We start from the raw sequence: 15327 nt of genomic DNA, 5'->3' as shown, positions 1-15327 counted from the left end.
GGCTATTTTTCTTGGTAAAACGCTGACATTGCTTTGTACAATGAATACAAATCAACTTTTGAGCCCACTGCATAAGGCGAATGTATTGATAAAATTGGAATACCAAAATCAATTACTTCCATATTATCCTTAGATAAGTCACTACCAATAGTACCACCTGACGCCTTACCTTTATAAGTCGAGGTTTGCCATTTAATATCGGCATTATCTAAATAATTTCGCGTCCACGCCATGTATTCAGAATTAGCATTAAAACCACCACCATAGAGCTTTAAATTAACGCCGTTACCCAAGCGAGGTGCATTACCTAGTTCCCAGACATTTGACCATGTTGGGTTCACTCCTGGATTTACGTCCGCAGAAATAACTTTGGTATTACGTAACACTTGACGCAATTGATAGTCATTATAGCTATCACCCTTTTGGTTGTAGAGTAAGCTACTGATTAAATCAACTAAGTAGGTAGAACTCGCCCCCGTGTTATTAATGTTACCCACTTCTTCGTTATCCACTAGATAAGCGATAGCGGTATATTCAGGTGTTTTCTGCTCGGTTAATGCTTTAACCGCTGCTATTGATGAAGCTTTATCATCTTGGCCATACGCGGCGATCATACTACGGTCAAAACCGACATCTCGCGGTTTAGTGGCTGGCACTAAGGCCAGTTCAGCAGAAACTAAGTCTTCAACTGAAATATCATAAGTTGACTTTAAATAACTGCTGACCTGATCTTTAATTTTTTTATCTAATTCAGGCTTAGCCGCAATAATAATATCGAGTTCTTCTTTACCGATAACGTCTCGACTGGTGCGTTTACGGTTGGGTGAGTCAACATGAGGAGCAAGATCTGTCACCAGAAAAATAGGATCATTGTCATCAAAGCCAACGGAAATATTAACCCTAGTACCATCTTTCTTATCAACTCTGCCAACTAAAGCCAGCGGAATATTTACCCATTGATAGGTTTTAATACCGCCGTGAATATAAGTTTGAAACATGGCAAAATTTTCTTTTTCAAATAATGGCCGTCCTTTAAGCTCAAGTCGCGGAGAGTCAATATGTGCGCCAACAATACGCGTACCTTGCTCTAACGATTTTTTCCCAATAACCATCAAGGCAATAGTACGGTCACGATTGACATCATAAAAGCGCGCGCCTGGCTTTAATTCACTTTGCTCGGTTAGTTTTGTGAAACCTTGTTTTTCAACGCGTTTAATCGTTTCAGTAACAAAGGTTAATTCCGTGGGTACTTTATAAATATAATCTTTATATTCAGTCGCATAGCGCTCTACTGCTTTGAGTTCTTTCGCGGTTAAGCTTAACCAGCTAGACGGTGATTCCGGCTTAGCTTTGGCGTCTGCCGCGTGGACAAAAGTACTTTGTGAAAACGTCAGTGCACTGACAATGGCGAGGGTGGTTATTGATTTTGTTAAATTCATAGCAATATTTATAATTTAATCTCAGATAAAAGGCATACTCCATCATAAAAGCTACCAATATCAGCTGACAAGCTTTATTCGATAAACAGCACTTTTTCAGCTATAAACAGCCTATAAACACCCTAAAAACAAAAATCACCTGCAGAATATAACTAGGTTCAAGACACTCAATAAATTACAAGGTTAAGCGATTACAGCGGTAAAATATTACAGAGATAAAATATACCGACTCAAAACAAAAGTAATAAGCCCCACAAACATGGTTAAATAAATACTTTTACTTTTTGCCGCCGCAACTATCGCCAACGTCGCGGCAATTAAATAAGGATTATGCAGCGAAATACTCAACTGGCCTTGTTGAATAAAAATAATAGGTACCCAAATAGCCGTTAACACCGCTGGTGCGCTAAAACTTAATAGCTTAGCCATTTTTGCCCCTAAGCGCACAGGCAAGCGCGGGTGGATAAATAAATAGCGCGTGCTAAAGGTGATGACCGCCATCAGGAGAATGGTAAGTAATGTCACTTGCTGTCCTTAACTGACGGGGATATTTTATGATTGTCTGCATTATTGACATCATTTTTTTTATGCAAAAAACGGTCAGTCAAATAACCTGAGTACATTGCAATCAAAGCGGCTGCGACCAAATCTAATTCGAACTGCATTAGCTTAAACACTACGGATAATAGCGCGGCAACAAGCACAGTGACTAAAATAGGTATGTTAATAATGGTGGGAATCACTAAGGCAATAAAGGTGACGGCAATCGCAAAATCTAAGCCTAAATGGGTTAAGTCGGGTAAATAACTGCCGGCGATAACGCCTGCCACATTCCATACCAACCAAAAAACATAAAAACTGCCGCCAGCGACAACCGCATAAACTAATCTTAACTGCCCAACAAAGGACTTGTGATGACTCGACAAAGCAAATAGCTCATCAGTTAACAAAAAACCTAAAGAATAACGCCACTTGGTTGGTAAAACTTTTAACTTATCTCGTAATGCTAAGCCATATAGAAAATGCCGCGAGCTAATAATAAAGGTGGTAAATAAGATCGTCGCCAGTGATGCATTGTTGGCAATTAATTCAATCGCAACAAGCTGAGCAGAGCCAGCAAATACGATAAGCGGCATTAAAATAGCTTCAAGTGCAGAAAAGTCACGTTGAACAGCCAAAGAACCACAGAGTATACCCCATGGCAAAACAGCTAAATTAAGCGGTAACATGTCTAAAAAGCCTTTTCTTGCCATTAACCAGCGAGCTTTTTTCTTGGTGAGTGCCATCAAATATTTACCTAAATAATCTAGCGTTATGTGATACCAAAGCCATAATTACGTTCAAAGGTTTGAGTGGTTAAATCGGCTCAACTCTCAATTAACATAACTAAGCAAAGTAACAAAATAAAAGTAACAAAAAAGAGGCGATTAAGCCTCTTTTTTGTTGGAGAAAACAGGTTATTGGCTCAAGTTATTTTATAAAGACTTTGCGTAAACTCGGGCTTTTTCTAGATCTTCAGGCGTATCAACCCCTTCAACCGCTAAGCGTACTTTCGCAACAGCGACATGAATCTTCTCACCTTGCCAAAGTACTCGCAGTTGCTCTAATGACTCAACTTGCTCTAACTGGCTGGTTGGCCACTGCACGTAGTCTTTAATAAAACCGGCTCGGTAAGCGTAAATACCAATGTGGCGCAGATAAAAGTCGCCAATGGCATCAATGTTATCATTGTTAAGAAAACGCTCTCGATCGTAAGGAATAGTCGCGCGACTAAAATACAAGGCATAACCATTTTTATCACATAGCACTTTCACCGCATTAGGGTTTAATGCTTCAGCAACATCGTCAATTTTCATCGCTAATGTCGCCATGCGCGCTTGGCTCTGGCTAGATAAGTTATCTGCAACTTGTGCAATGTTTTCAACCGGAATAAAAGGTTCATCCCCTTGAACATTCACAATAACTTGCTCATCAGCAAACTGATACCTTTGCATTACTTCAGCAAGACGTTCAGTGCCTGATTGATGATCAGCACGAGTTTTACATACTTCACCACCAAAACTTTTTACCACACGAGCAACTTCGTCACTGTCGGTCGCCACAATAACTTGCTCAGCGCCACTAGCTAAGGCTCTTTCAACAACCCATTGGACCATGGGTTTACCGGCAATATCAGCGAGCACTTTACCAGGTAAACGTGATGACTCAAACCGTGCAGGGATCACTACCACAAACGACATAAAAACCTCATTAATCTGATTATTCCAATCATGCTATAACTCATACTACTCTCGGCGATAACCTTATGCATTATCTTCAGTAATGCGACGCGCTTCACTTTCAAGTAACACTGGAATATCTTTTTCTATCGCATAAGCCAAACGGTCGAATTTACAAATCAACTCTTGCTGCTCTTTGTTGTAGTCTAATTTTCCTTTGCATACTGGGCATGCAAGGATTTCCATTAATTTAATATCAAACGCCATTATTTTCTCTCTTAAATGTAAACTTGATCTATGTGCATCAAGCGTTAAAATCCTGTCAGTTCTTATTAACTCTTTCAGTTCTGTTAGCTCTGTCAGTTCTGTTAGCTCTAGCAGCTTTTAGTTGATAACTCATGCGGCTTGCTAGCAAGTGCAGCAATGTTAGCGATTTCGCTCGCCATAGCGGCACTATCATTATTTGTTGCAAATACGGCGTCAACCGGTAAATACCAGTAATGTTCTTGGGCAAAGTCAGCACATTTAACGGCATCTTTTTCGGTCATTAATAACGGCATATCACTAGAGAACTGCTGTAAATCTTGCGCTGAAAAGGCTTGATGATCAATAAAGCCTTTAGTCATGGCTAACGTAAAGCCTACTTGCTCAAGGGTGTTGAAAAAGCGTTTAGGGTCGCCAATACCTGCTAGCGCATTAATAGGTTTATCGCTAGCAAGGTTTTGCGCTAAAAAAGTATCGATTTCAACACACTTACCGGTTTTAATATTGATGACATACCTTGCCTGTAACTGCATAGTTAATACCGGTAACGCTAGATTACTCGCTTGTTTTTGCCATACACTCATGCCATTAACAATAACACAATCGGCACGTTTTATTCTGCGTTTTGTCTCGCGTAATGGCCCTGCTGGTAATAATAAACCGTTACCAAATAAACGTTTACCATCAACGACCACAAACTCGTAATCTCGCGCCAAACGATAATGTTGTAGTCCATCATCGGCAATAATCAATTCACAGCCTTGCTCAATTAAGCACTGGCAAGCTTGAATTCTATTTGCGCCGATAACCACAGGAACGCCGCTGCGTTGAAAGATTAATAACGGCTCATCTCCTGCTTGCTCAGCGCTGCTTTCATCGCTAACTTGATACGGATAATAAGGCGATTTTGAGCCATAACCGCGACTTACCACGCCCACTTTTATACCTTGCTCGGTAAGTTTTTCAACTAAATATAAGCTAACCGGTGTTTTGCCATTACCACCAATACCGATATTACCCACAACAACCACGGGCACTGACATTTTGATCTGTTTACATAGCCCGACCTGATAAGCTAAACGGCGAAAAAAACTCACTAGCGCAAAAATAAAGCTCAATGGCAGCAAAAGCGGCACCATTAGCCATTTTGCTGGATGCCCTTGAAACCAAACCTTTTCAATTAGGCGCATAATGTATAGCCAAAATAATGGATTAAATACATAGTGAACTAGGCACCAAATTGAAATTTATGTAACTGAGCATAAGCGCCGTCTTTCGCTAATAAAGCTTGATGATCGCCTTGCTCTTTTATTTGCCCTTGTTCCATAACAATAATTTTATCCGCACTTTCTATGGTTGATAAACGATGAGCAATAACGATACAAGTGCGGTTTTTTTGTAATGCGCTTAACGCGTCTTGAATATGACGTTCAGATTCAGTGTCTAAAGCACTGGTGGCTTCATCTAAAATTAAGAAAGGGGCATCACATAATAATGCGCGCGCAATCGCTACACGTTGGCGTTGACCACCCGATAACATCGCACCATTGTCGCCAATATTAGTATCTAGTCCTTCAGGTAAGTCTTCGACAAACTCCATCACATGGGCTTTACGTGCCGCGTCTTCAACTTCTTCGCGTGTCGCATGGGGTTTGCCATAAGCAATATTATTAGCGATTGAATCGTTAAACAACACCACTTGTTGAGAAACATAGGCAAATTGCTTGCGTAAGTCTTTCAGTTTGTAATCTTTAATGTCTTTACCATCGATTAACACCTTGCCGGTTGTCGCCGTGTAAAATCTTAATAATAAGGCGCTCGCGGTAGATTTACCACTACCAGAGCGACCCACTAAAGCCACAGTTTCACCCACATTAGCGGTAAAACTTAAGTCGGTTAGTGCCTGTTTTTCTTTGTCTTTATTATAAAGAAAATTAACGTGTTCAAACGCTAAAGTGCCTTTTGCACGTGCTATTGCGATAGTACCAGTGTCATGTTCTTTTTCTTGATCAAGTACCGCGAAAATACTGACACAGGCCGCCATGCCTTTTTGAAATTCACTATTCACCGTTGTCAACAGTTTTAAAGGTCTAAGCAGGGTTACCATACACATTAATACCGTCATAAAAACCCCGGCTGAAATATCTGCTCGCATCGAATCAAGGTTGGCAACATATAAAACAAACGCTAAGGCAAACGAAGCAATAATTTGAATAATAGGGACACTGGCCGCTTGTGTCGCCACCATTTTCATCCGTTGTTGGCGATTATGTTTATTAATTTTGGCAAAACGGTCAAACTCTCGTTGTTGACCATCAAAGGTTAAGACCACTTTATGACCATTAAAGGTTTGCTCTGCCGCCGTTGTTACCTCGCCCATGGCATTTTGAATACCTTTACTTATTTGACGAAAACGACCTGAAATCACGGTAACTATGCCCGCAATAACCGGGGTGATCAGTAAAAATATCGACGCTAACTGCCAACTGTTATAAAACATAACAATCAGTAAGCCCAGCACAAAGGCGCCTTGCTGCACTAAAGTCAATAACGCTTTAGAAACAGCACTGAGCACTTGTTCGGTATCAAACGTTAATTTTGAGATCAAACTGCCGGTAGATTCTTTATCGTGATAAGCCACGGGCATAGACATCACATGTTCAAACAACTCCTGACGAATATTGGCCACCACATTATTACCTAACCAAGCTAAGGTGTAGTTACCCGCAAAGTGGCAAATTCCGCGCAGAATAAACATCAGCACAATAACAAATGGCGCCCATTTCATAAATGCGGGATCTTGCCCATCAAGGCCTTTGTCGATAAGTGGTTGCAGTTGGGAAAATACAAAGCTGTCAATCGCGGCATAACCTAACATGCCTAAAATAGAAACAACGGCTGCGGCCTTATAGGCTTTAGCATAAGCCAATAAACGCTTAAAATTTTGTTTTGTGGTATTTTCTGTAGTCGGTGCTGATAGTGTTGTCGACATTCATGCTCTCATGCGTTATCAAAAAATCTTATCCCTGCGGGGATTGTTTTATTCTGTTTTATTCTGTCTTATTAGTAAATCGTCGGTATTTTAGCGTTATTTTGCCCATCAACCAACTGATAAACTTTTATCGGCGATATAAATCCACTCATTAGCGTAGAAATAGCTGAATAAAGTGATCAATTTACAAACCAATAAGGCCGAATATCGTCTCGATAACTTATCACTTCAACGCTAGCATCAATAACAGTATCTGCAATATTGCCTTTATTATCATTAGCACTAGAGTCAATATTTGCACCACCCGTGGTTTGACTAAACTTAAAGGTCACCATCCCTTCATCGACGGTATTAAAAGTCGTAATATCAAAACTGTTATATCGGCCCATTATTTCATCAGATGGCATCTGCCAACGGTTTAAATAACCGGTACTAAATACTACATAACGTGGCATAACCGCTGTTAAAAAACCACGACTAGACGATGATTTTGAGCCATGGTGTGGGGCAATCAAAATGTCACTGCTGAGTTTCTTAGCCATGCCCGCCATATTTAATAGCCGTTTTTCTTGTTTTATCGAAATATCGCCCGGTAATAATACACGATGAAAACCATCGCTAATGGTTACTACGCACGAGTCATCATTTTTATCACCATCGGCCTGCATTGGCGACAGCACTTCAAAAACCAAGCCTTGCCAAGTAAAGCGCTGTCCCGAGATACAATGGCGGTCAGGTTTTAACGCTAGATCGTTAGCAATAACACGCTTAATAGCCATTTTAGCGCGTAAGTGACGTAAGCCTCCAGCATGATCATTGTCGTTATGGCTGATGATCACTCCATCAATCGCTTGATAACCTTGATGCTTTAAATAGGGTAATATAGCCGCATCAGCCATATTAAAACCACTGGGATAACTGGCACCGGTATCGTAGAGAAAAACATGATGATTTTTTTCAATAACAACGGCAAGACCATGACCCACATCAAGCACTGACAAACGCCACTCTTGCTGCTGTTCAGCACTAAAAAAATCGATACCAACCGCCGTTATAAATAAACTCAGCGCGGCAATAAACTTAGCCTTAGTGAGTCGAAAAAACACCGCCAATGCAATCATGACAAAAAATACCATCATGGCTTGTATTTGCTGATATGAAATAGCAAAAACTGCCCACTCTGCGCTAGCCAAATAAAGCAACCATTGCCAAACATATGACAAACTGAGTAAGGCTAAATCAGTAAAAAAATGTGCTAACCAAAGACTAAATGGCAAAGCAATAACCGCCAGCAGCGTTAAAGGAATAACCGTCACACTCATCAAAGGTACAGCGACTATATTGGCAAAAAAAGCGGCTAACGGTAGTTGATAGTTTAGCGATGCGGCTATGGGCAACATCGCTATCGTCAGTGCTAGTTGCATAACAAGCAAGGTTTTAAGCCAAAGTAACACCCGCGTTTTAACGCCATGCCATTGCTTTTTAAGCCTAGTTTCAGGCAAGGGTTCAAGTGTTAATAATGATATTTTATCTCTCGTTAAGACTGGTGCTATCGTGCGCATGGAAAAACGTGAAAATGTCGAAAAAATAATGACGAGTGCTGATATGGATAACCAAAAACTCGCACTGAGTAAGCTAAGCGGCCAAACCAGTAAAATAATTAAAACGGCCAGTAATAACCAAGGTAACAGTGTTACCTTTAAGTGCATCATTTTAAGTGACCAAAACAATAACAACATCACCAAAGCACGTAAGGTAGGAATAGAAAAACCCGCCAGATAGGCGTAATACCATGCCATAACACCACTACACAGAATCGGAGCATAGCTTAAGTTTATTTGCATCAGTTTCAGTTGCCAAGGCGTCGACAACAGTGAACTCAAGGGCAATAAACGAATAACCGTGCGTATAAAAATCAAGCTTGCAAAAGCTACTATGCCGATATGCAAGCCAGAAATAGCAATAAGGTGTTGAGTTGCCGTTGCAGAAAGCACTCGCCAATGCTCGCGCGTTAACTCTCCCCGCTCACCAAAACCCAAAGCTAAAATTAGCGCCCCCAGGGGTTTATCAGCTAACACAACAGATAATTTTTGATACAAATATTGACGCCAGCTAATTTGCTGATGCAATAAAATATTTTGCTTTTTAGTCTGTGTTTCGGCTTTGATTTTAGTTTTAGTTTTAGTCTTAACATAGCCAGTGGCGACTATTTGTTGCTGCCGCAACCAGACTTGGTAATTAAAACCACCGATATTAGCCAAGCCATGCGCAGGTTTAAGTTTTACCGCTAATTGCCACTTTTGTCCCTGCAGCAGAGGTTTGTCTGGCGCCTTCCAAGTTAAGCGAACCTTAAATTTTTCATTAATCTTTCGACCTTGCCAATGGCTAACTAAAAAGTTAAAACGACTACTACCAGATTTTATATGAACAATATTACTCACTTCACCTTGAATTAGATGAACTTTTTTATGTAACTGATCAAGCTTGATGTTATTTTGCGCTAAGGTATCTTGATATTGGCTGCCAGCAATTAAAATCCAAACAACGGCGAATAGCGCAATAGCCATAAAGCGAAATTTACCTATAAAGATAAATATTAATGAAACCAATAATATAATGAGCAGTAAAGAAAACTCTGGCACTATAGGTATAAATAATGACAAAATAGCGCTGAAAAAAAATGTGAGTAGCCACCATTCCATAGTGATTAGTTTCCATTTAGCCAAGTAACGTTAAGTAAAGTAATTTATGCCCAAAAAAATAATTCAACGCTTTATGCCTGATCACCAAAAAATAAAAGATAACAAACATTTAAAAATGTTTGGTGCTTTACTACATAACGCTAATTTGTGGCACTTGAACCGCCGTTCGGTGAGTAAAGCATTTGCTGTCGGCTTATTTTTTGCCTTTATGCCCGTGCCATTTCAAATGGTTTTAGCGGCAGGCTTTGCCATTATAGTACATGCAAATCTACCTTTATCTATTACCCTTGTTTGGATCACTAACCCTTTGACTATGCCGGCAATTTTTTATTTTTGTTATGTTGTTGGCACCTGGATTGTCGATGTACCAACAAGAAACTTCACTTTTGAAGCAAATTGGCAGTGGCTAATTGATAGTGTTTCAACTATCGGGCCCGCCTTTATTGTCGGCTGTGGTGTACTTGCGGCTGTTTTTGCTCTCTTAGGTTATTTAACTATAAATATCATCTGGCGCTTTTCAGTCGCAAAAGAGTGGAAAAAACGCAAAGCACGAAGAGGCTAAGCTAACCCTTCATCATAAAAAAATCAGACGCTATGTCTGATTTTTTTATCTTATTACTTTATCTTTAACTTAAGGTTTACGCTTGCCCTAACACTTGCGCCGGCTCTACTTTGGTTGCACGCCAAGCCGGATAAATGGTCGCTAACAAACTCATCATTAAGGCCGTAATAACGGTGTTAATAACATCTTGTTGGCGTAATAATGTTGGTAAAAAATCAATAAAATATACCTCTGAAGATAAAAACTCTACCGATAAAGCCGCTTCTATAGCACGGATAATATCAGTTAAATTCAACGAAATTAAAATCCCTAAGCTAGCACCCAGTAAGCAACCGACAATGCCATTCATTAATCCTTGAAACATAAAGCTAGCCATAATAGTGCTCGATTTTGCCCCCATGGTTTTTAATATGGCAATGTCTGACTTCTTCTCATTTACCGCCATAATTAAGGTCGACACTATGTTAAAACTGGCCACGGCAATCACCAGCACTAAAACAATAAACATCACTAAACGTACCAACTGAATATCATTAAATAAATGACCATGGCTGCGTGTCCAGTCCAGCATGTAAACATAAAAATCAAAATCGTAAGCCACCTCACGAACAATTTGTGGCGCGGCAAAAACATCATCAACCTTTAGGCGAATGCCCTGCACTTCATCCGCTTGATAACCCAGTAATTCACTCGCTTTCGCTAAGTTAATAAAAACTTGTGTGTCATCTATCGTGCCACCAAATTTGAACACCCCCACAATAATGGCCTGTTGTGTCATAGGCACAGGAAATTGCTGTTTTTTACTGTCTTTTTGGTTGTTCAAATTAGCTGGGGGTAGTAATAACTGAACCTTGTCGCCCACTTGCACCGAAAGCTTACGAGCAATGCCGGCGCCAATAATAACGCCATTTTCAAGTATTAGGTCTTGCCACTTGCCAGCGATCATATAACGCGAAATAGCGGAAACCTGCGGCTCTAACATCACGTCTACACCGCGGATCTCAACACCTTTAAGTGCTGCAGACTTTTGCATCATACCCTGGGTTTTGACAAATGGAGCAGCGGCAATCACATGGGGATTTTGCTCAATACGCGCCACGCTTTTTGGCCATTGCGTAATAGGTGAGTTCACCGCTACTACTTCAGCATGAGGTACAATTGACAATAAATGTGTCGCCAACGCCCGTTCAAAACCATTCATGGCTGAAAGCACAACAATCAGCACCATCACACCAATGGCAATACCAATAGTTGAGGACGCCGATATAAATGACGAAAACCCTTTGCTATGACGGCTACGCACATAACGTAAGCCAATAAAAACACTTAACGGTTTTAGCACCTAAGCGTCCTCATTTTTTTTCATACGACTATCGCTATTAACGTCAAGTGGCTTTAGGTGTCCGTGATCTAAAAGCAGTTGACGATCCATTTTTGCCGCCAAGGTTAAATCATGGGTAACAATGACAAAACTGGTATTTACGGTCCGGTTTAACTCCTGCAACAACTGAAAAATTTGTTCAGCGGTATCAAAATCTAAATTACCCGTTGGCTCATCGGCTAAAACAAGTGACGGCTTGGTCACTAATGCGCGAGCAATGGCAACACGTTGACGCTCGCCACCCGAAAGCTCAGAAGGTCGATGATGACTGCGATGAGTTAACCCCACTAGTTCAAGCATAGCTTTAGCCTGAGTCATGGCAGCTTTGGGCTTATCACCACGTATCAACAACGGCATGGCGACATTTTCTTCCGCCGTAAATTCCATCATTAAATGATGAAACTGATAAATAAAACCAATATGTTGATTACGAAATTTTGCCCGTTGCTTTTCAGACAATTGATGAATGTTAACCCCATTAATAAACACCTCGCCTGCACTTGGCGTGTCTAACGCGCCAGCTAAGTGCAAAAAGGTACTTTTTCCGCAGCCCGAACGGCCAACAATAGCCACTAACTCTCCGGCTTCAATGGCCAAATCAAGCTTGGATAATACGGCTGTGGTCACCGGACCTTGTTGATAAGATTTACTTAGCTGGCGACATTCTAAGCCTAAAGGAAGCTTAGGTGTTACCGCATTTTCATCGCTACTTCTATCGCCACTTTCATCGCTACTTTGGTTGATATTATGTTCCAAATCTCTGTCCATTTTGCTCTTCATTTTATTATTCATGTCATTAAGTATTAGGCTACTCATTTCTGAGTACCTCTGCTGGCTGAGTTTGCGCAGCACGATAGGCCGGGTAAAGGGTCGCTAAAAAGCTCATGACGAGTGCAGAAGCAACAATCACTAAAATATTGACCACATCAAGTGCAATAGGTAATTTTTGCCCTGCGCCTAATAAATTAACCCCGAGTAAGCTAAACAAATGATTTAAATTCAGCGTTAATATCACCCCAAGTGTAACGCCCAAAATAACGCCTAAAATACCATTGGTTAAGCCTTGAGTGATAAAAATTTTCACAATACCACTTCGGTCTAAACCCAGAGTTTGTAAGATGCTAATTTCACCCTGCTTATCAATAACCACCATCACTAACGCTGAGACAATATTAAAAGCGGCAACCGCAACAATTAAACTCAGCATGAGCCACATCATATTTTTTTCCATACTGACTGCAGCAAATAAGGCCCCCTGACTCTCTTGCCAGCTGACAAAGTTAAAGTCTGGATATTTTAATGATAGCTGTGAAATTACCCGCGGGGCTTTAAAAGCATCATCTAGATACAACCTTAATTGATTAACGCCATCACCTTTTTGTCGATGCAGTTTCGCGCCATCTTTAATGGCAATAAAGACCATCGCCTCATCAACTTGAGAGCCAACATTAAAAATGCCCACAATACTAAATGTACGCTGCACAGGCACGCGTCCCATGGGGGTAAATAAGGTTTTGTTCGGTAAGGTTAAACGTACAACATCGCCTAAGTTAACCTTTAATTTTCGCGCTAACGTTTGGCCTAAAACTAGGCTAAACGACGTGGTGTCTAAACTGGCTAATTGGCCATATTCCATGGCGCTATTGATAATATTGTGTTGTTCAAATTCAGGCATAATGCCATGCACTAAAACCCCTTGCAGTGCTGTTTTAGACTGAATTAACGCTTCACTTTGCTGAAACGGCGTTACTTGGGTAACGTCAGGCAAGGCGAGAATATCGCGCTGTAAATCGCGCCAATTATTGATATGACTTTGTTGGGGGGACATTAATACATGCGGCACTAAGCCTAGTACCCGACGTTTTTGCTCTCGCTCTAAACCATCCATAACAGACACAACGGTAATTAAAGAGGCAACACCGAGCACAATACCGATAATAGAGAAAAATGTGATAAAGGAGACAAAACCTTTGCCATTACTACTGCGACTATACCTTAAGCCGATGTAAACACTAACTGGTTGAAACATGAACTCTTTCTTTATTGATAATGCTAATAGCACCAAGATTATTGAGCCTAAAATCATAGCACAGCTCATCAATATATATCTTCAGACTTTATTCACTTTTATACATTTTATTAAGCTGTGTCGGTAAATTAGTGCTAACTCATTAAATTTAGCTAGTTTTGGACTATTCACCGGCATACTTCTGCCCAACTTAACTACATGAATACCTAAATACCTAAATACATGAATAGACCAAACATACCTAATACCATTAATGAAATTGCACTCAACAGAATTAACATAATAAAAAATGTTCTGCTTTTTCCTGTTGTGACTTACTTTTTGTAACCAGTCACAATCACCCATGTTGCAATAATAAAACTAAAGCGCTAGTACTAAACACTGGCTATGGTTGCCAAATAAAATTTTTCGAGTGAAATTTGTCGAGTAAAACTTTCGAGTAAAATATTAAAATCAACATTATCGCCTAACTTCAGTCGTCGTCATCGTCGATAATATCTGGCGTTACGGCATCAACAACATCAATAGCGCCGCCAACGACAGTGGTTGTTACACCTACAGCGGTAGTCACTACCACACAGCTGGGTAGGCTTAACACCATTAAACTAAAAAACAGAAAACACATTCTTTTTAATATCACTTTTGTTAGTCCTATTTATTTACACTTAGTATCAATCAATTTACTTTTGATTTTCTCTTGCCCGATCCCTAGCCCTTTGTAACACAAATTATGACTATGAAAATTATGAAGTCTACACAGACATACTTCAACTTTATTAACCTAAACTTAGCTGAACTCAACTAAACAGACAGTACGACACTTGCAATGAGTCGATGCTTTGGCTTAAGTTTGCTCACCGGCCAGCCTATTATTTTTATACTGATGGTAAACGATGTAAAGAAACTCAATGACTGAACTTTACATCATCACCAACGAGTGAATATGGCCTCACGCGATCCCTCACCGCTAATAAAAATTCTGTCAGGTTTATTTATGCGCTTCATTTATGCGCTTTAGATATGTCATCCATGATAACTATTATAGCACCCTAAGCTTTTGCTGATGGTCTTGAAGAAACGTTAGCGTACCAGCGTTTTAGATGTTGTTGCTCATCTGCTATTCGAATGTTATTAACTCGATTAAAGTCTATTGAGATGAGCGCTGTAATATCGGCAATAGAAAAGCTATCACCTGCGATGTATTCTGAAGACGCTAAGTGTTGGTCTAAAAATACCAAAAACTTTTTCACATTTTCACCACATTCTTTGCCCCAATCGGGAACGACGTTCATTCGGTCTTTAAAGTAACCACTGGTATGTTGAAAGCACATGCCGGTCGGCATTAACAAAGATAACTCCATACGACGTTGCCATTGCTCTATTATGGCTTTTTCAAGCGGGCTTGACCCCATTAATGGATGTTCTGTATTTATCTCTTCAAAATATCGGCAAATGGCCACACTTTCACTAATCACAGTGCCGTCATCTAATTCTAAAATGGGTATTTTAGCCAATGGGTTTTTCTGTTTGAACGCTTCAGTTAAGTTATCACCGCGTAGAATGTCCATTTGAACAAACTCGATGCCTGTAATGTTTTTCTCATGGAGAAATATTCTTACACGCCTTGCATTGGGTGCTGTTGCTGCTTCATATATTTTCATGGACATTACCTTTAATAAATTATCTACACCACTTATGATAACAATTATCTCTGCAGCCATGATAACTATTATCATATC

General features: G+C 40.2%; 14 protein-coding genes. 1 reads left to right on the top strand and 13 read right to left on the bottom strand.

The genetic code is table 11. From position 1 onward, the window contains the following. Positions 1 to 2: 2 nt before the first annotated feature. The 8 genes from H4J41_RS08745 to H4J41_RS08710 all read right to left on the bottom strand — a co-directional run bounded on the left by H4J41_RS08745 (position 3) and on the right by H4J41_RS08710 (position 9616). Positions 3 to 1439 (bottom strand): aminopeptidase 1, encoded by a 1437-nt coding sequence (locus tag H4J41_RS08745; RefSeq protein ID WP_182135681.1) that lies wholly within the window; start codon positions 1437 to 1439, stop codon positions 3 to 5. A gap of 207 nt (positions 1440 to 1646) precedes the next feature. Beyond that, complete coding sequence (locus H4J41_RS08740) at positions 1647 to 1964, bottom strand: AzlD domain-containing protein (protein ID WP_182135680.1); 318 nt, start codon at positions 1962 to 1964, stop codon at positions 1647 to 1649. Further along, complete coding sequence (locus tag H4J41_RS08735) at positions 1961 to 2725, bottom strand: AzlC family ABC transporter permease (RefSeq protein WP_182135679.1); 765 nt, start codon at positions 2723 to 2725, stop codon at positions 1961 to 1963. The genes H4J41_RS08740 and H4J41_RS08735 overlap by 4 nt, the downstream gene beginning before the upstream one ends. A gap of 189 nt (positions 2726 to 2914) precedes the next feature. Then, positions 2915 to 3679 carry a 3-deoxy-manno-octulosonate cytidylyltransferase gene (gene kdsB, locus H4J41_RS08730; RefSeq protein ID WP_182135678.1) on the bottom strand — a complete coding sequence of 255 codons (765 nt, stop codon included), beginning with the start codon at positions 3677 to 3679 and terminating at the stop codon, positions 2915 to 2917. A 63-nt stretch (positions 3680 to 3742) separates the two neighbouring features. Beyond that, positions 3743 to 3925, bottom strand: coding sequence for a Trm112 family protein (locus H4J41_RS08725; protein ID WP_182135677.1), 183 nt, complete (start codon positions 3923 to 3925; stop codon positions 3743 to 3745). A gap of 107 nt (positions 3926 to 4032) precedes the next feature. Beyond that, positions 4033 to 5112, bottom strand: coding sequence for a tetraacyldisaccharide 4'-kinase (gene lpxK, locus H4J41_RS08720; protein WP_182135676.1), 1080 nt, complete (start codon positions 5110 to 5112; stop codon positions 4033 to 4035). Between the two features lie 38 nt (positions 5113 to 5150). Next, a complete protein-coding gene (msbA, locus tag H4J41_RS08715; protein ID WP_182135675.1) occupies positions 5151 to 6914 on the bottom strand; it encodes a lipid A export permease/ATP-binding protein MsbA in 1764 nt (587 codons plus the stop codon). 179 nt (positions 6915 to 7093) lie between these two features. Next, positions 7094 to 9616, bottom strand: a complete 2523-nt coding sequence (locus tag H4J41_RS08710) for a DNA internalization-related competence protein ComEC/Rec2 (protein ID WP_182135674.1) — start codon at positions 9614 to 9616, stop codon at positions 7094 to 7096. Between the two features lie 46 nt (positions 9617 to 9662). Between H4J41_RS08710 and H4J41_RS08705 the strand changes: the two genes are divergently transcribed. Then, positions 9663 to 10178 (top strand): DUF2062 domain-containing protein, encoded by a 516-nt coding sequence (locus tag H4J41_RS08705; RefSeq protein ID WP_182135673.1) that lies wholly within the window; start codon positions 9663 to 9665, stop codon positions 10176 to 10178. Between the two features lie 76 nt (positions 10179 to 10254). Here the strand turns inward: H4J41_RS08705 and lolE are convergent, their stop codons facing one another. The 5 genes from lolE to H4J41_RS08680 form a co-directional block, all read right to left on the bottom strand. Further along, the gene (gene lolE / locus H4J41_RS08700) at positions 10255 to 11520 is read right to left on the bottom strand and encodes a lipoprotein-releasing ABC transporter permease subunit LolE (RefSeq protein ID WP_182135672.1); all 1266 of its coding nucleotides are present in this window, start codon (positions 11518 to 11520) and stop codon (positions 10255 to 10257) included. Then, positions 11521 to 12375: a lipoprotein-releasing ABC transporter ATP-binding protein LolD gene (lolD, locus tag H4J41_RS08695; RefSeq protein WP_259364535.1), complete on the bottom strand. Its 855-nt coding sequence runs from the start codon at positions 12373 to 12375 to the stop codon at positions 11521 to 11523. After that, on the bottom strand, positions 12368 to 13588 hold the full coding sequence (locus H4J41_RS08690; RefSeq protein WP_182135671.1) for a lipoprotein-releasing ABC transporter permease subunit: 1221 nt from the start codon (positions 13586 to 13588) through the stop codon (positions 12368 to 12370). Before H4J41_RS08690 ends, lolD begins: the two co-directional genes overlap by 8 nt. Positions 13589 to 14060: 472 nt before the next feature. Beyond that, on the bottom strand, positions 14061 to 14228 hold the full coding sequence (locus H4J41_RS08685) for a hypothetical protein (RefSeq protein WP_182135709.1): 168 nt from the start codon (positions 14226 to 14228) through the stop codon (positions 14061 to 14063). A 409-nt stretch (positions 14229 to 14637) separates the two neighbouring features. Next, positions 14638 to 15249, bottom strand: coding sequence for a glutathione S-transferase family protein (locus tag H4J41_RS08680; protein WP_182135670.1), 612 nt, complete (start codon positions 15247 to 15249; stop codon positions 14638 to 14640). Positions 15250 to 15327 lie beyond the last annotated feature (78 nt).

This window comes from Colwellia sp. MB3u-45, from assembly GCF_014077005.1.
In the GTDB taxonomy this organism is placed as follows: Bacteria; Pseudomonadota; Gammaproteobacteria; order Enterobacterales; family Alteromonadaceae; genus Cognaticolwellia.
Note: the sequence above shows the minus strand (reverse complement) of the source record. Positions and strands in the feature narration are given on the sequence as shown.